We start from the raw sequence: 16,698 nt of genomic DNA on the forward strand, positions 1-16,698 counted from the left end.
GTGCGGCGGGCGGGGTGGCGGCCCCGTCCGCCGCACCGGCCTCGTGGGCCGGCCCACCGCCGTTGGCGTGCAGCCGTTCGGTGATGAGCGCGGCGAGCCGGTCGAGGCCCTTCTCGATCCGTTCGGGGGTCAGGGTGCTGATGGACAGCCGGAGCTGGCTGCACTGTGCGGACGCGCCGTAGAAGTGGTGCATGGGGGTGAACAGCACGCCGTGGCGGCGGGCCGCGTGCTCCAGGAAGTCGTCGGTGACGGTGAACGGGACGCTCAGGACGACGAAGAAGCCGCCGGTCGGCTCGTTCCACGTGACGCCGGGGCAGTCGGCGAAGCGCCGGGTCAGGCCCGCCAGGACCTGGTTGAGGTTGCGCCGGTAGACGGCCGTCTCGCGGCGGTTGGCCTCGACCATGCTGCATCCGTGGCTGAGCAGTTTGCCGCCGATGACCGCCTGCGCGATCGGCGAGGTGTTGACGGTGAGCATGCTTTTGATCTTCGACAGTTCGTCGGCGAGGAGCCCGCCGCCGCCCTCGCCGGTCACCCGCTGGTCGGCGACCACGTACCCCACGCGCGCCCCGGGGACCCCGGTCTTGGCGAACGACCCCAGGTAGACGACGCGCCGGGTGCGGTCCAGGGACTTCAGCGTCGGCGGGCGCTCGGCGGAGGTGTGGAAGACGCCGTAGGCGTTGTCCTCCAGGAGAAGGAGGTTCTCGGTCTCGGCGATCTCCAGCAGGCGGTGCCGTTCGGGCAGTTCCATGCTGGCGCCCACCGGGTTGGCGAAGTCTGGCGTCACGTAGCAGGCGCGTACCCGCCGGCCCGCGGCCCGCGCGCGCCGCAGTTGGGTGACCAGGTCGTCCAGGTCGATGCCGTGCTCCCCGGTGTGCACCGGCAGTACGGGCATGTCGGCGAGGAGCGCGGCGCCGGTCAGGCCGACGTAGGTGGGCCGGGGCGCGAGCACGGCGTCGCGGCTGTCGGCGCGCAGGGCGCGCAGGACGAGGAACATCGCCTCCTGGCAGCCGACCGTGACGACCACGGACCCGTCCACGGCCTCGATGCCCTCGTCCACCGCCAGGCCCCGCGCGATCAGCCCGGCGATGATCCCCTTGGTCTCGCCGTACTGGAACAGGGTCCGGGCGATTTCCGCTTCCGTCATCCGGCGCTCGGCGCCCAGGTGATCGCAGAAGACCTGAAGGTATTTGTGCACCTGGGATGTGTCATAAAATCCTTCATACGGCCGTCCCGCCGCGAAAGAGATCGCTTCCGGATACTTGTCGGCGATCTGATTCAGAAGATTCATGGACTCCATCGCGGCATCGGCCAGCGATGCGTGCAGAGTCGCGGTATTCAGCTCGGCGGCGATTTCCGGTTGCATGATTTCCATGGCTGCCTTCTGTCAGTCAGGAAGGGGTACGGCGCGCGTCCGTGGCCCGCGTCGCGCCCTCAGCATCCCCCAGGGCCGGATCAACAGCAATGGTTCTCCCGGGCACGCGCCGGGTCAAGGTGAAACCGCGTCGGCCGGGCGGTCGCGGCTAATTCTTGACAGGTGCGACAGGGGTAGTGCCGGTGTAATGTCAGGCAGCACCGTAATTGTTCGCCTTCCGCTGTCCGGCGGCAGTGGCGAACTCGCCCAGAGGTCCGCGGATTTGACCGGTCACGCATCACCGGTGCCGGTCGTGCGGCAGGAAATCCGTCCGCTCCGGTAGGCGAGCCGGCTCGACGAGCCGCGCCCAGATCATTCCTTCAAACGGGGACTCTCATGACAGTTTCAGGAACCACGGCGGCCACGGCTGCTGTCAGCGACCTCGCGATCGACTACGTCGAGCTGTACGTGGACGACCTGGACGCGGCGGCGTTCGCCTGGGTCGACAGGTACGCCTTCACCGTCGTCGGCACCGGCGGCTCCGCCGACCACCGCAGCATCGCCCTGCGGCACGGCACGATCACCCTGGTGCTCACCATGGCGACCTCCGACCGGCACCCGGCGTCGGTGTACGTCCTCACGCACGGCGAGGGCGTCGCGGACATCGCGCTGCGCACCGCCGACGTCGCGGGCGCCTTCGCCCACGCGGTGGCGGGCGGCGCCGAGGCGCTGCGCGAGCCCGCCCGGCACGGGCCCGGCGGCGCCGTCACGGCCACCGTCAGCGGCTTCGGCGACGTGGTGCACACGCTGGTGCAGCGCGCCCCGGAGGAGGGCCCGGGGCTGCCGGTCGGCTTCGTACCGACCCTCCAGTCCCGGCAGCCGGTGCCCAGCGAGGTGGGGCTGCTCGAACTGGACCACATCGCGGTGTGCCTGAACAACGGCGACCTCGACGGGACCGTCGCGTACTACGAGCGGGCCCTCGGGTTCCGGGAGATCTTCGAGGAGCACATCGTCGTGGGCGCGCAGGCGATGGACTCCAAGGTCGTCCAGAGCCCCACCGGCCGGGTCACCCTGACGCTCATCGAGCCGGACACCACGGCCGACCCGGGGCAGATCGACGACTTCCTGAAGAGCCACCACGGCGCGGGGGTCCAGCACCTCGCGTTCTCCTGCGACGACGCCGTGCACGCGGTACGCACCCTCGGCGGCCGGGGCGTGGAGTTCCTCAGCTCCCCCGCCGCCTACTACGACCTGCTGGGCGAGCGGATCGCGCTCAGCGACCACAGCCTGGAGGATCTGCGGTCGACCGGGCTGCTGGCGGACCAGGACCACGGCGGCCAGCTGTTCCAGATCTTCACCGCCTCCACCCACCCGCGCCGCACGATCTTCTACGAGATCATCGAGCGGCAGGGCGCGGAGACCTTCGGCAGCTCCAACATCAAGGCGCTGTACGAGGCCGTGGAGCTGGAGAAGAAGGGCCAGCGTGTCCTGTGAGGACCCGGCGCCCGGCGGCGCGGCGGCGGACACGCTCCTGACCCTTGAGGATGTCGAGCGTGCCGCCGCCGCGGTGCTGCCCGCCGGGGTGCGGGACTTCGTGGCGGGCGGCAGCGGGCGCGAACGCACCCTGGCCGCCAACCGGGCGGCGTTCGACCGGGTCTTCGTACGGCCGCGGGTGCTGCGGGACGTGTCGCGGTGCGCCACCGGCGCCGAGCTGCTGGGCCGGCCGGTGGCGATGCCGGTGGCGGTCGCCCCGGTCGCCTACCAGGCCCTGGTCCACCCCGACGGTGAACTGGCGGCGGCCCGGGCGGCGAAGGCCGCGGGCGTGCCGTTCACGGTGAGCACGCTCAGCACGGTGCCGGTGGAGGAGATCGCGGCGCTCGGCGGCAGCGTCTGGTTCCAGCTGTACTGGCTGCGGGAGCCCGGCCGGGCCCTGGAGCTGGCGCGGCGTGCGGAGGACGCCGGGTGCGAGGCGCTGATGCTGACCGTGGACGTGCCGTGGATGGGCCGGCGACTGCGCGACGTGCGCAACGAGTTCGCGCTGCCCGAGCGGGTGCGGGCGGCCCACCTCGACGGTGGCGGCGCCTCGGCCGCCCACCGGCGCGCGGCCGGTGCCTCGGCGGTGGCCGTGCACACCGGCCAGGAGTTCTCCTCGGCCCTGTCCTGGTCGCAGGTGGCAGAGCTGCGGGCGCACACCCGGCTGCCGCTGCTGCTCAAGGGCGTACTGGCCGCCGAGGACGCGGTGCGCGCGGCGGAGTTCGGCGTCGACGCCGTCGTGGTGTCCAACCATGGAGGTCGTCAGTTGGACAGCGCGCTGCCGAGCATCGAGGCGCTGCCCGAGATCGCCGAGGCGGTCGGCGGGAGCTGCCAGGTGCTGCTGGACAGCGGTGTCCGCTCCGGTACGGACGTGCTCAAGGCCCTGGCGCTGGGCGCGTCCGGTGTGCTGGTCGGGCGCCCTCCGGTGTGGGGGCTGGCCGCGGCCGGTGAGGCGGGCGTACGCCGGGTGCTCGGCCTGCTGGCCGACGAACTGGCCGACGCGCTGGGCCTGTCGGGCTGCGCCACGGTCGCGGACGCGCGGCGGCTGCGTACGGTGTGGAGCGGCGCGGCGGCCGGGCCGGGCGGTCCGGGTGCCACCGGTCGTCCGGGCGGGGCCGCGCGGGCGGCCGGTGAAGGGGTCGCGGCGGGGACCGGCGGCCCGTAGGCATCGGCGCGGCACAAACGAAAGCTCCTGGTGGTCCGGGGTTGTGAGAACCCGGTCCGCCAGGAGCTTTCTTGTGGCGTTCGTTCCACCGCCCGTTTTCGCCCTGCCGGGGCCGGGGCGCTAGGTGCCGTGGGCGTCCGTCTCCATCTCGTGGACCGCGATCGCGCCGGCCGGGCACCGCAGGGCCGCCGTACGCACCTTCGCGGACAGTTCCGCGGGCGGCGCCGCGTCGGTGAGCAGCACCGTGCCGTCCTCCTCCGACTGGTCGAAGACCGCGGGCACCAGCAGCTTGCACATGCCGGAAGCGGCGCAGATCTCCGGGTCCACCCGTACCTCGACCATCGTCCTCTCCTCATTTCCGGGGTGTCCGGGCGCCGCGCGCCCTGGTCGGTCCCGGCCGTCACCAGGCGACCGGCAGGCGCTCCAGCCCGTAGGCGATGGAGTTCGTCTTGTGCGGTACGTCCGCTGCGGGTACGGCCAGCCGCAGGTCGGGGAAGCGCCGCCACAGCGCCAGGTAGGCGGTGCGCAGTTCCATCCTGCCGAGTGCGGCGCCGATGCAGTGGTGGATGCCGTGCCCGAAGGCGATGTGCGGCAGCGGGTCGCGGCCGACGTCGAACCGGTCGACGTCGGGGCCGAGCGCCGGGTCGCGGTTGGCCATCGGGATCGAGCAGACGACCTCCTCCCCCGCCTTGATCAGCTGTCCGGCCACGACGACGTCCTCGACGGCGGTGCGCGGGGTCGGCGCGTGGGCCACGGACAGGAAGCGCAGCAGTTCGTCCACGACGCGGTCCACGTTCTTCTCGGGGTCCGCCTGCAGTACGGCGAGCTGGTCGGGGTGTTCCAGGAGGGCCAGCACCCCGAGGCTGATCATGCCCGTGACGTTGTCGAGTCCGGCGAGCACCATCAGGCCGCAGATGCCGAGCAGTTCCTCGTCGTCGAAGTTGTCGCCGTGGTCGCGGATGAGCTGGCCGATGAACCCCTCGTCGGGGTCCCTGCGCTGCCGTTTGACCAGCGCGCGCAGATAGCCGGAGGTGTACGCCTGGGCGGCGGCCCGGTCCTTGCGGCTGCGGTCCTGCTCCAGCTGCCACTGGTGCTTGACCAGGAACTCGCGCCGGTCGTCGCGGGGCACGCCGAGCAGTTCGCACAGCACCGCGCCGGAGATCGGGCTCGCGTACAGGCCGACGAGGTCGGCGGGCTGTCCGGCCCGCTCCATGGCGTCCAGGCAGCGTTCCGCGATGGCCTCGGTCACCGGCTTCAGCCGCTGGATGCGGCGGACGGTGAACTCCGGTGTGAGCATCTTGCGCAGCCGGGTGTGCTCGGGCTGGTCGTAGTCCATGAGGTGGCCCGACATCTCCTGCGGGCGGTGCTTGCTCCCGCCGCGGGTGACCTGGGCGCGGAACCGGCGCTGGTTGCTGAAGCGGACGTGGTCGCCCATCACCTGGCGGACCGCGTCGTAGCCCAGGGCCATCCAGATGGGCTCGGTCGCGGCCCCGGGCGCCGGGGCCACCTCTTCCTTGATGACGGCGCCTTCGGCGCGCTGCTGACGGATGTCGTCCGACGGGCCGAAGCCCGCCCGCCGGGCGTGGTCGAACTGGTGCTGGGTCTCCTCCGGCATTGCGCCTCCTACCATTCGACGGGCAAGGATTCCAGGGCGTACTGACGTGACCGGGCGGGCCGGAAACGGACCTGTCCGGGTGGTACGGCCAGCCGCAGGCCCGGGAAGCGGCGCAGCAGTGCCGGGAAGGCGATGCGCAGTTCCATCCGGGCCAGCGGGGCACCGAGGCAGTGGTGGATGCCGTGGCCGAAGGCCATGTGCGGGGTCGGCTCCCGGGTGATGTCGAAGCGGTCGGCGGGCTCGTCGGCGGCCGTGACGCGGTTGGCGGCGAGCAGGGAACAGGCCACGCTCTCCCCGGCCTTGATGTGCTGTCCGCCGATGGTGACGTCCTCCAGCGCGGTGCGCGGCGACGCGGTGTGGATGACGGTGAGGTAGCGGAGCATCTCCTCCACGGCACGGTCGGTCAGCTCGGGGTTGTCGCGCCAGAGGGCGAGCTGGTCCGGGTGTTCCAGCAGGAGGAGGGTGCCCAGGCCGATGATGCTGGCGACCTGTTCGAAGCCGGCGGCCATCACGGTCGCGCCGATGCCCGCCAGCTCCGCGTCGGTGACGGCCGTGCCCTGTTCGCGTACCAGGTTGCCGAGCATGTCCTCGCCCGGGTTGCGGCGCCGGCGTTCCGCGAGCTGGCCCATGTACGACCAGTACGCCTTGCCGGCGGCCAGCTGCTGTTCCTGGGTGCGGCCGACGTCGCGGGTGATGTCGAGGTAGCGGGCCAGTTCCGTCTGGTCGTCCCGGGGCACGCCGAGCAGCTCGCAGCTGACCAGGCCCGGGATCGGCCAGGCGAAGTACCGTACGAGGTCCGCCGGACGCCCGATGCGCTCCATCGTGTCCAGGCAGTCGGTGACGACCTCCTCGACGCGTGGCTCCAGCCGGCGCATCCGCCGCACCGTGTACTCGGCCGTGAGCAGTTTGCGCAGCCGGGTGTGGTCGGGCGGGTCGTACTGGAGGAGATTGCCCGCCTGCACCAGGTTCTGCGCGTCCTCCTCGCTGTCGGCGGGCGGCCGGGTGCTGAACCGTTCGGCGTCGGAGAGCACCGCCCGTACCTCGGCGTGGCCGGTGGCCACCCAGCCCAGCTGGCGGGAGGGGCCGATGGTCACGTCGGTCTCGACCAGGGGGGTCTCCCTGGCCATCCGGACGAGTTCGGGCACCGGGTCGAAGCGGTCCCGCCGGTAGTGGGCGGGTATCTCGGGTGTCTCGGGCATCCGCGGATCCTTTCCTTCCTCGTGGTCAGCCGCCGCTGGCGGGGAGCCAGTACATGCCGTCGGGGGACGAGACGAGGCCGCCGGGGACGAGCGGGGTCTCCGGTTCCGCGTCCGCGCCCAGCAGCGCCCGCATCTGCACCTGCGAGCCCTCCCGTGTCACCTGGCTGACCACCGCGGACTTGAACAGCGGCAGCATGCTGCCGTCGTCGCTGTGTGCCAGCTGGTCGACCGCGCCCGCGAACTCCGCCGAGTCCGCGCGCAGCCGCTCCACCATCGCCTCGGCGTCGGAGAGCGCCGACTCCCCCGAGGAGACGCCGCCCACCAGGTCGACGAACGCCTCCATCTCGGACCGGTCGTGGTGGGTGACCTTCTTCGCCTGCCAGAAGTAGGACTGCTCGCTGTGGTGCATCTCGTAGAACGAGAGCAGGAATTCGTAGAAGACGCTGTACTCACGCCGGTAGCGCGCCTCGAACTCGCGCATCGCCACGGTCTCGTCCACCAGCCCCGCCAGCGCGCTGTTGATGCTGCGCGCGGCCAGCAGGCCGCTGTAGGTCGCCAGGTGCACGCCGGAGGAGAACACCGGGTCGACGAAGCACGCCGCGTCGCCGATCAGCAGCATGCCGGGCCGGGAGAACGTCGTCTGGTGGTACGAGTAGTCCTTGCGCACCCGCAGTTGGCCGTACTGGCCGCTGGTGACCCGCGTGGCACCGGAGAGGTACTCCGAGATCAGCGGGCACTCGGCGATCAGCGCCATCAGGGCCTGCTCGCGGTCGCCCTGCACCTTGTCCGCCATCTCGCGCCTGACCACCGCTCCCACGCTGGTCAGGGTGGGGCTCAGCGGGATGTACCAGAACCAGCCGCTGTCGAACGCGACCGACAGGATGTTGCCCGCGTTCGGCTCGGGCAGCCGTTTGCCGCCCTCGAAGTAGCCGAACAGGGCCAGGCTGCGGAAGAACTCCGAGTACTTCCGCTCGCCGCCCACCCGCTGGAACAGACGGCTCTTGTTGCCCGAGGCGTCCACCACGAACGTCCCGTACGCCGCGCGCTCCACGCCTTCGGCGTCCGTGTAGCGCACGCCCCGTACCCGCTCGGTGTCCGCGATCACGTCAGCGACCGCGCAGCCCTCGCGCACCTCCGCGCCCGAGCGGCCCGCGTGGCGCAGCAGGATCTCGTCGAACTTCGAGCGCTCCACCTGGTACGCGAACGACGTGGGGCCGGCCATCCGGTCCGAGACCGAGAAGGAGAACGTCCACGGCTCCGGTGTCGCGCCCCAGCGGAACGTGCCGCCGCGCTTGCGCGTGAAGCCGGCCGCCGCCAGCTCGTCCGCCACTCCTGTCAGCCGGCACACGCCGTGCACCGTCGACGGCAGCAGCGACTCGCCTATCTGGTAGCGGGGGAAGGTCTCCTTCTCCAGCACCAGTACCCGGCGCCCCTGTTGTGCCACCAGCGCGGCCAGCGTCGAGCCCGCGGGCCCGCCGCCGACGATCACCACGTCGAACGTCTCCTGCTTGGTGGAGTTCCCTGCGTTCGCTGAATTCGCCATGGCCCTCTCCCCCATTCTCCGGCGGAATCCATCTGTGCGTTTGCGCACAGATTCCTGGCCGCCTGCTATTCGATTGTTAATTTTCTCTGAGAATCCGTCAAGGAAAGCGATTTGACACCGGGGCCAGGTGTACTGCGCCGTGAGATCAGGGAGAGCAGCGGTCCGGTCATGAAGGTGGTGATCAGCGCCATGAGAACGAGCACGGTGAACAGGTCGGGGCCGATGACGCCGGATTCCAGTCCGACGTTCAGCACGATCAGTTCGGTCAGGCCCCGGGTGTTGACCAGGGCGGCCACCAGCGCCGACTGGTGGGGACCGAGGCGGCTCAGCCGCGCCGCCGCGTAGGCCGGCAGGAGTTTGCCGACGGTGGCCACGGCCACGATCAGCAGCAGGAGCAGCCCGGCGTCGCGGTCGAGCGAACCGATGTTGAAGGACAGGCCGGTGGTGACGAAGAACAGCGGCAGCAGCAGGCCGGCGCTCTGTTCCATCGGCCGCAGCACGTCGGCGTCCGGTACGCCGTCGCGCCGGGGCATGGCCAGCCCGGCGAGCAGCCCGCCGAAGACGGGGTGCAGACCCAGTGAAGCGGTGACCCAGGCGCTGCCCAGGGCGAGCGCCAGCGCGATGGTGACCTGGTTGGCCATCAGCGCCCGGGAGCGGCGCAGCCACCACCCCAGCACCGGACGCACCACCAGGAACATGCCGGCGACGAACACGGCGAGCAGCAGCAGCGTCACGGCCCAGTGCTGCCCCGGCGCGTGACCGGTGCCCACGAGGGCGGCGGCCAGCACCAGCCACGCCACCACGTCCATGAACCCGGCCGCGGTGGTCGCCACCGTACCGGCGGGGGTGCCCGCCAGCCCGCGCTCGCGGACGATGGCGACCAGCACCGGCAGCGCGGTGATGGAGGCGGCCACCGCCATGAAGAGCAGGAAGGACCGGCCGCCCGCGTGGTGCGGGTCGACCGCGTCGAAGAGGCCGGGCAGCAGCTGCACCGTCCCGGCGCTCAGCCCGGCGGGCACCAGCAGCCCGAACAGGGCCACCGTGGCCGCCGCCCGGCCGCCGCGGCGCAGTTGCCGCGGGTCGATCTCGTATCCCGCCACGAACATGAAGAGCACGATGGCGACCTGGGACAGCACCGAGAGGAACGGCAGGACCTCCCGGGGGAACAGGTGCGCCGTCGGGTTCCCGGGGAGCCGGCCCAGCAGGGTCGGTCCCAGGGCGATACCCGCCATGATCTGGCCGATGACGGCCGGCTGCCCGATCTTGCGGGCGGCCGCCCCCAGCAGCCAGGAGGCGACGACGATCAGCGCGACGTCGCCGATGACCACGGTCACCACGGTTTCGGTGTTCACTTCGCGCCTCCCCCACGGGGGCGGCCGGCGTCCCGGCCGCCCCTTCATGGCTGTGCCGTCGAGGTGTCTACGCGTTGCCGTTCGCGCTCATTTCGGCGATGAGGCTCTTGGGGCGCATATCGGTCCAGTTCTCGTCGATGTAGTCGAGGCATTCCTGCCGGCCGGCCTCTCCGTGTACGGAGGTCCAGCCCTCGGGAATTTCCGCGAACGCGGGCCAGAGCGAATGCTGCCCCTCGTCGTTGACGAGCACCAGGAAGGTGCCGTTCTCGTTGTCGAAAGGATTGGTCATGACGGGTTCCTTTCCCCTGTCGGCCGCACGGCCCGGAGCTTTTCTGCGACGATGCGCCCGATCTGTGCCAAGGGCGCGGGCTGGAGCATGTTGTTGTGGTCGACGGCGATGTCGTGGGTCTCGATCCGTCCGGCGACGAAGGGCCGCCAGCTTCCGGTGGCGTCCCAGGCCTGGGACTTGGCGGGCCGGTCGACGGTCGCGACGAAGACGACGAGGTCTCCGCCGAACCGCCGCGGGCTGTAACCGTAGGAGAGCCGGCCCGAGTTGACAGTCACTTCCCTGATGTTGGCCAGGATCTGTTCGTCCAGGCCCAGTCCGGCGGCGCCGCCGTCACCGCCGCCGTCTCCCGCACCGGCCCGCGGTCCCTGCTCGCCCAGTTCGCGGCGCATCGTCACGTCCTCGCCCTCGCGGGCGGCGGGCGTCTGGTCGAAGAACTCGCCGGTGTCGCCGCCGTGGTAGGTGTCGAGCAGCGCCAGCAGCGCCACCTTCTCCCCCTGTGCCTCCAGGGCGGTGGCGACCGCGTAGGCGACCGTGCCGCCGAAGGACCAGCCGAGGAGGTGGTACGGGCCGGTGGGCTGGACGGTGCGGATCTGGTCGGCGTAGTCGGCCGCCATCTCCTCCATGGTCAGCGGGAGCGGCTCGGGCCCGGACAGGCCGCGCGCCTGGAGGCCGTAGACCGGCCGGTCGGCGGGCAGGTGCGGCAGCAGGCCCCGGTAGCCCCAGCTCAGCCCCAGGCTGGGGTGGACGCAGAAGAGCGGCGGGAGGCTGCCCTGGGACCGCAGCGGCAGCAGGACGCCGAGGTCGCCGCGGCTGGTGCCGCGGGCCGCGCCGGTGCCGCGCGCGCGTACACGGCTCGCGTCCGCCATGGTGATCAGTCCGGCCGTGGTGCGCCGGGCCCGGTCGCCGGTGTGCAGCATCCGCTCGCCGGGCGGGCCGAAGGGGCTGGCGACGAACCGTGCGCCCGTCCGGCCGGGGCCGCCCGCGTCACCGCGTGCCGCCGCCGCGCCCGCCACGTACAGGTCGCCCGCGACACCGGGCGGGACCGGCCGCAGCAGGTCGTCGAGGACGTAGGCGCGGGTGTTCGCCACCGGGCGGCCCGCGGGCAGCGCCGACAGTACGGGTTCCCCGGGGGCGGCGCGGTGTTCGAGCCAGGGGCCGGCCGTCCCGGCGGCGCCGTGCCCGGTGACCACGGTGACGTCCGGGTGCAGCACACGCCACTTCAGCAGGTCTTCGTCGGCCGTCGGCGTCCCGGCCGACACCGCGAGGACCTCGGTGGGCCGCTGTCCGGCCGGCGGTTCGGTGGGTGTCGGCAGCAGGGACCGGGTGGTCACCAGCAGCCGGGCGGTGTCGGGCCCGGTGGGTGTGCGTACGTCCTCCGGGGCGCCGAGGCGCACGCTGCCGCCGGTGCACAGGGCCGCGAGCAGCGGGATGACGAGTGCTTCCACGGGGGCGCGGGTGTCGAGCTGTGCCGTGTCGCGGACCGCGGGGGTGGCGTGGGCGCGGTGCGCCGTCTGGGCGGCCAGTGTCCGGTGGTCGACGACCGCGGCGGTGCCGTCCGGTGCCGTGCCGTCGAGCACCAGGGCGGCCTGGGCGGGCAGCGGCGGCCGGTGCTCCGATCCCGCGGCTGCGACGGCTCCGTTGGGTGCGGCGGTCACCGGGTCGTCCAGCGGCACGGTCGGCACCGGGCCGTCGGCGGGCAGCCGTGCGGCCGTTTCGGTGGTGCAGACCAGGGCGGCGGGGCGGCTCTCGCGCAGCACGGTTTCGATGTCGCCGACCGGCCGGTTGGAGTCCACGGGGCGGCAGGCGGCGCCGGACTTCAGGACGCCGGTCAGGGCGACCACGAACGCGCTGGTGGCCGGTTCGGCCACGGCCACGACGTCTTCGGGGCCGACGCCCAGTTCGGCGAGCCTGCGGGCCAGCAGGCCGCTCGCGGTTTCCAGGTCGCTGTAGGTGAGCGCGCCGTTGGGGTCCATGGCGGCCACCGCGTCGGGTGTACGGGCCGCCTGCGCGGCCAGTCGCTCGACCACGGTGCCGTCCGGGACCTCGGCCGCCGTGTCGTCGAAGTCCGCCACCAGCCGGCGGAACTCGTCCTCGTCCAGCAGCACGTCCACCTGGCTCAGGGACAGCTCGGGGTCGGCCGCGAGCTGCTCCAGTACGCGCACCAGCCGGTCGGCGAACGCCTGCGCGGTGTCCTGGTCGAACAGGTCGGTGGCGTACGTGAGGTGGCCGTCCATGCCGTCCGGGGTGCCGTCGGCGCGCTGCCGCTCGGTCAGGCCGACCGACAGGTCCCGCTCGCCGGTCGCGCCGCCCACGCCGAGGCGGCCGGTGCGCAGGCCGGGCAGCTCCCACGGGTCCCACACCTCGGTCTTGCCCTCCTCGACCTCCAGGCCGACCTGGAAGACGGGGTGCCGGTCCACGGAGGGCGGCAGCGGCAGGGCGTCCACCACGCGCTCGAAGGGCACGTCCTGGTTGTTGACGGCCTCGCGGTGCGTCTGCTGGACCCGGCGCAGCAGTTCGAGGAAGCCGGGGTCGCCGGAGGTGTCCGTGCGCAGCGCCAGCGGGCCGTCGAAGGGACCGACCAGCCCTTCGAGTCCGTCCTCGTCCCGGCGCGCGCGGAGGGTGCCGAGGGTGATGTCGGTGCCCGCGCCGAGCCGGGTGAGCAGCAGGGCCAGTGCGGCCTGTACGACCATGAAGCCGGTGGCCTCGCGGGGTTCGGCCGCCTCCATCAGCCGGGCGTGCGCCGCGGCGTCCAGGCGCAGCGGAACGCGTTCGACGCGCCGGGAGGGCAGCGAGGGGCGCGGCCGGTCGGCGGGGAGTTCCAGTTCGTCGGCCACGTCGGCCAGGGCGTCCTGCCAGTACGTGAGCTGGTCGCTGACCAGGCTTTCGGGCTCGTCGGCGCCGCGAAGCAGCTCTTGCTCCCACCGGGCGTAGTCGGCGAACTGAAGCGGCAGCGGTGCGCGTTCGGGGGCGCGTCCTTCGCAGCGCGCGCCGTACGCGGCCGACAGGTCACGGAAGAGCGGGTCGAGGGACTGCTCGTCCGCGGCGATCCGGTGCACGGTGACCAGCAGGACGTGGTCGGTGTCCGACAGCGCGAACAGGTGCGGCGCCCAGGGCGCTTCCCGGGTCAGGTCGAAGGTGCGGGCGGCGCGCGCCGTCAGCAGGCCGGGCAGTTCGTCCTCGGTCGTCCCGGTCACCGTCAGGTCGGGGCGGGCGGCCGGGTCGGTGGCGGGCATGATGTGCTGGCGCAGCTCGTTGCGGGCGCCGGAGAAGGTCGTCCGCAGGATCTCGTGCCGGGCGGCGACGTCGCCCAGTGCCGCCTTCAGAGCCGTCCGGTCCAGCGCCCCCGTCAGGCGCAGCGCGGCGGAGAACTGGTGGGCCGGGCCGCTGTCGTGCAGCCGGGTCATCAGCCAGGTGCGGAGCTGGGCGACGGTCGCGGGCGCCTCGCCGTCGTGGCCGCCCGCGGTCAGCACCGGGCGGGCCTTCGTCGCCAGCGTACGGGCCACACCGGCCGCGGTCGGCGCGCTGAAGAACTGCCGCAGGTTCAGCGCCGCGTCGAACTCCTCGCGGATGCGCCCGATCAGGCGCATCGCCAGGCCGGATTCGCCGCCCAGGTCGAAGAAGTCGTCGTCGGCGCCGACCTGTTCGAGTTTGAGCACGTCGGCGAAGAGGCCGCAGAGGATCTCCTCGGTCTCGTTCTGTGGTGCCCGCCGCGCGACGCGTTCGGCGAAGTCGGGGGCGGGCAGGGCCTTGTGGTCGACCTTGCCGTTGGCGGTGACGGGCAGCGAGCCCGTCACGATCACCGCCGCCGGGACCATGTGGCCGGGCAGGATCTTCGCGGCGTGCGCGCGGACCTCGTCGCTGTCGACCTCCTGGCCGTCGGGGACGACATAGCCGACCAGCAGCCGTTCGCCGGGCCGGTCCTCGCGGGCCGCGACGACGGCCTGGCCGACCGCCGGGTGCGCGGCCAGGGCCGCCTCGACCTCGCCGAGCTCCACCCGGAACCCGCGGATCTTGACCTGGTCGTCGGCGCGGCCGACGAACAGCAGCTCGCCCGCCTCCGTCCAGCGCACCAGGTCCCCGGTGCGGTACATCCTCCCCCCGCCTTCGGCCGGGGGGACCCCCGTGCCGGGGGCGAACGGGCACGCGACGAAGCGTTCCGCGGTCAGCCCGGCGCGGCCCAGGTAGCCGCGGGCCAGGCCGGTGCCCGCCACGTACAGTTCGCCCGTGGTGCCCGCGGGCACGGGCTGGAGGAACGCGTCCAGGACGTAGACCTGCCGGTTGCCCAGCGGGCGGCCGATCGGCAGCGCCGCGGCCGGTTCGTCGTCCGGGCGGGTCAGGTGCCAGGTCGCGCACAGGGTGGTCTCGGTCGGCCCGTACAGGTGCCGTACGGCGGTGTCCGGGCACGCCGCGCGGACCCGGGCGACGGCCGCGGCGGGCACCACGTCGCCACCGGTCAGCACCTCGCGCAGGCCGTGCAGGCACTCCGGCGACTCCTCCGCCACGACGCGGAAGGTGCCGGCCGTCAGGTGCACCGCGCTCACCCCGGCGGTCACCGCGGCGCGGATGTCCTGCGCGTCCACCGCACCCGGCGCGGCGACCACCACGCGACCGCCCGACGCGAGCGGCACCCAGATCTCGAACAGGGAGGCGTCGAAGGCGTGCGGCGCGTGCATCAGCACCGCGTCGCGCGGGCCGACGGACCAGCCCAGGTCGCCGACCAGGCCCGCCACGCTCCCGTGCGGCACCGCGACCCCCTTGGGGACACCGGTCGAGCCCGAGGTGTACATCACGTACGCGAGGTCCTCCGCTGCCACGCGTACGGGAGCCAGGGCGTCGGCCGGGCACACCGCGACGGCGGCCCGGGTCCGGTTGTCGTCCAGCACGACGAGTTCCGTGGCGGCGTCGGCCGGCACCGCGTCGCGGGTGGCCTGTGTGCACACGACCGCCGAGGGGCCGGAGTCGGCCAGCAGGTACGCGACCCGCTCCGCCGGGTACCCGGGGTCCACCGGGACGTACGCGGCGCCGGTCTTCCACACCGCCAGCAGCGTCACGAGCAGGTCGGCGGAGCGTTCCATCAGCACCGCGACCCGGTCGCCACGTGCCACGCCCCGGCCGGCGAGGTAGGCCGCGAGCCGGTCCGACTCGCGGGCCAGTTCGGCGTAGGACAGCGAGCGCCGCGGGTCGCTGACCGCGACCGCGCCCGGCACCTGCGCCGCCTGCCCGGCGATCAGCTCCGGCACCGAGGTGCCGGGGGTCTTGGCGGCGGTGGCGTTCCAGCCCGCCAGCACCAGGTCGCGTTCCTGCTCCTCCAGGACGCCGACGCGGCCCACCGGCACCGAGGGGTCGGCGGCCAGCTGTGCCAGCACCCGCACGACCCGCTGCCCGATCAGCCGGGTCGCCTCCGCGTCGAACAGGTCGGGGCGGGAGGACAGCCGCAGGCTGATGCGGTCGCCGGGGAACACGCCGAGGGTGATCGGGTAGTGCGCCGCGTTGCGGGAGAGACCGGCGGGTTCCAGGGTGAGGGCCTGCGGGTCGTCCGGGCCCGCGGGCGGGCGCGGGAAGCTCTCGTAGACGACGAGGGTGTCGAAGGACGCGCCGGGGCCGGCGAGCTGCTGCACCTCGGAGAGGCCGAGGTGCTGGTGCGGGAGGAGCGCCGACTGGCGTTCCTGGAGCGCGGTGAGCATCTCAATGGCCGGCTGTCCGCCGTCGAGGCGGACGCGTACCGGCAGGGTGTTGATGAACAGGCCGACCATCGACTCGACGTGCGGCAGGTCGTGCGGGCGGCCCGCGACGGTGGCGCCGAAGACCACGTCGGTACGGCCGGCCAGCCGGGCGAGCACCAGGGCCCAGGCGCCCTGGAAGAGGGTGTTGAGGGTCAGCCCGTGGCGTCGGGCGAGCTCGACGAGGTCCCGGGAGGGGCCTTCCGGTATGTCGATCAGGACGTCCTCGGGCACCAGGCCGGCCCGGGTCCGGTCCGCCGGGACGACCAGCGTCGGTTCCTCGGCGCCGGCCAGTTCGGCGCGCCAGGCCTCGCGGGCGGCGTCCTTGTCCTGCCGGTTCAGCCAGGCCAGGTAGGAGCGGTAGGAGGCGGTCGGCGGGAGCGCGGCGCCGTCGCCGCCCGCCGCGTACGCCGCGGACAGCTCGGCGAGGACGATCGGCATCGACCAGCCGTCCATGAGGATGTGGTGGCTGGTGACGACCATCCGGTGCCGGCCGGCGCCGAGGCGGATCAGCAGGACGCGCACCAGCGGGGCGCTCGCCAGGTCGAAGCGTCGGGCGCGCTCGTCCGCGGCCAGCCGTTCCGCACCGGCCTCGGCGTCGTCCGGCGCGAGGTGGGAGAGGTCGCTCTCCTGCCAGGGCAGTTCCACCTCGCGGGCGATGACCTGCACCATGCGGGCCCCGCTGACCCGGCGGAAGCAGGCCCGCAGGGCGGCGTGCCGGGCGATGAGGGTCTGCCATGCCGCGCGCAGCCGGCCCGCGTCCAAGGGACCTTCGACGGCGTGTGCGGACTGCACCGTGTAGACGTCCGGCCCCTCCTCGTCAAAGGTGGCGTGGAAGAGCAGCCCCTCCTGCAGTGGTGACAGCGGCCACACGTCCTCGACCATGGATCGGGTCATCGCTTTCTCCTCACAACGCCTCGTCGTGCTCGGT

General features: G+C 72.9%; 10 protein-coding genes. 2 read left to right on the forward strand and 8 right to left on the reverse strand.

Annotated features, from left to right (window positions below; translation table 11 throughout):
• Positions 1 to 1,372 (reverse strand): PLP-dependent aminotransferase family protein (locus ACFV57_RS15010; RefSeq protein WP_385230845.1); only part of this gene is annotated, 1,372 nt, incomplete at its 3' end.
• Positions 1,373 to 1,747: 375 nt separating this feature from the next.
• Between ACFV57_RS15010 and hppD the strand changes: the two genes are divergently transcribed.
• Together hppD and ACFV57_RS15020 are read left to right on the forward strand one after the other, a co-directional pair.
• Positions 1,748 to 2,845, forward strand: coding sequence for a 4-hydroxyphenylpyruvate dioxygenase (gene hppD, locus ACFV57_RS15015; RefSeq protein ID WP_385230848.1), 1,098 nt, complete (start codon positions 1,748 to 1,750; stop codon positions 2,843 to 2,845).
• Positions 2,835 to 4,049, forward strand: coding sequence for an alpha-hydroxy acid oxidase (locus ACFV57_RS15020; protein WP_385230851.1), 1,215 nt, complete (start codon positions 2,835 to 2,837; stop codon positions 4,047 to 4,049). Before hppD ends, ACFV57_RS15020 begins: the two co-directional genes overlap by 11 nt.
• A gap of 120 nt (positions 4,050 to 4,169) precedes the next feature.
• On the opposite strand, the gene ACFV57_RS15025 is transcribed toward ACFV57_RS15020, so the two are convergent.
• The 7 genes from ACFV57_RS15025 to ACFV57_RS15055 form a co-directional block, all read right to left on the reverse strand.
• Positions 4,170 to 4,391 (reverse strand): ferredoxin, encoded by a 222-nt coding sequence (locus ACFV57_RS15025; protein WP_385230854.1) that lies wholly within the window; start codon positions 4,389 to 4,391, stop codon positions 4,170 to 4,172.
• Positions 4,392 to 4,449: 58 nt separating this feature from the next.
• On the reverse strand, positions 4,450 to 5,664 hold the full coding sequence (locus tag ACFV57_RS15030) for a cytochrome P450 (RefSeq protein ID WP_385230857.1): 1,215 nt from the start codon (positions 5,662 to 5,664) through the stop codon (positions 4,450 to 4,452).
• 8 nt (positions 5,665 to 5,672) lie between these two features.
• Entirely contained in the window at positions 5,673 to 6,863 is a 1,191-nt protein-coding gene (locus ACFV57_RS15035; protein ID WP_385230860.1) for a cytochrome P450, read from the reverse strand.
• 25 nt (positions 6,864 to 6,888) lie between these two features.
• Positions 6,889 to 8,406: a tryptophan 7-halogenase gene (locus ACFV57_RS15040; protein WP_385230863.1), complete on the reverse strand. Its 1,518-nt coding sequence runs from the start codon at positions 8,404 to 8,406 to the stop codon at positions 6,889 to 6,891.
• A 65-nt stretch (positions 8,407 to 8,471) separates the two neighbouring features.
• Positions 8,472 to 9,758, reverse strand: a complete 1,287-nt coding sequence (locus ACFV57_RS15045; protein ID WP_385230866.1) for a cation:proton antiporter — start codon at positions 9,756 to 9,758, stop codon at positions 8,472 to 8,474.
• Positions 9,759 to 9,825: 67 nt separating this feature from the next.
• Entirely contained in the window at positions 9,826 to 10,047 is a 222-nt protein-coding gene (locus tag ACFV57_RS15050; RefSeq protein ID WP_385230869.1) for an MbtH family protein, read from the reverse strand.
• Positions 10,044 to 16,664, reverse strand: a complete 6,621-nt coding sequence (locus ACFV57_RS15055; protein ID WP_385230872.1) for an amino acid adenylation domain-containing protein — start codon at positions 16,662 to 16,664, stop codon at positions 10,044 to 10,046. The genes ACFV57_RS15050 and ACFV57_RS15055 overlap by 4 nt, the downstream gene beginning before the upstream one ends.
• Positions 16,665 to 16,698 lie beyond the last annotated feature (34 nt).

It is taken from the genome of Streptomyces sp. NPDC059788 (assembly GCF_042732265.1).
Lineage (GTDB): Bacteria > Actinomycetota > Actinomycetes > Streptomycetales > Streptomycetaceae > Streptomyces.

Coding starts and splice junctions, on each gene's coding strand:
- hppD (WP_385230848.1), top strand. CDS start 1,748: ATGACAGTTTCAGGAACCACGGCGGCCACGGCTGCTGTCAGCGACCTC.
- ACFV57_RS15025 (WP_385230854.1), bottom strand. CDS start 4,391: ATGGTCGAGGTACGGGTGGACCCGGAGATCTGCGCCGCTTCCGGCATG.
- ACFV57_RS15030 (WP_385230857.1), bottom strand. CDS start 5,664: ATGCCGGAGGAGACCCAGCACCAGTTCGACCACGCCCGGCGGGCGGGC.
- ACFV57_RS15035 (WP_385230860.1), bottom strand. CDS start 6,863: ATGCCCGAGACACCCGAGATACCCGCCCACTACCGGCGGGACCGCTTC.
- ACFV57_RS15040 (WP_385230863.1), bottom strand. CDS start 8,406: ATGGCGAATTCAGCGAACGCAGGGAACTCCACCAAGCAGGAGACGTTC.
- ACFV57_RS15050 (WP_385230869.1), bottom strand. CDS start 10,047: ATGACCAATCCTTTCGACAACGAGAACGGCACCTTCCTGGTGCTCGTC.
- ACFV57_RS15055 (WP_385230872.1), bottom strand. CDS start 16,664: ATGACCCGATCCATGGTCGAGGACGTGTGGCCGCTGTCACCACTGCAG.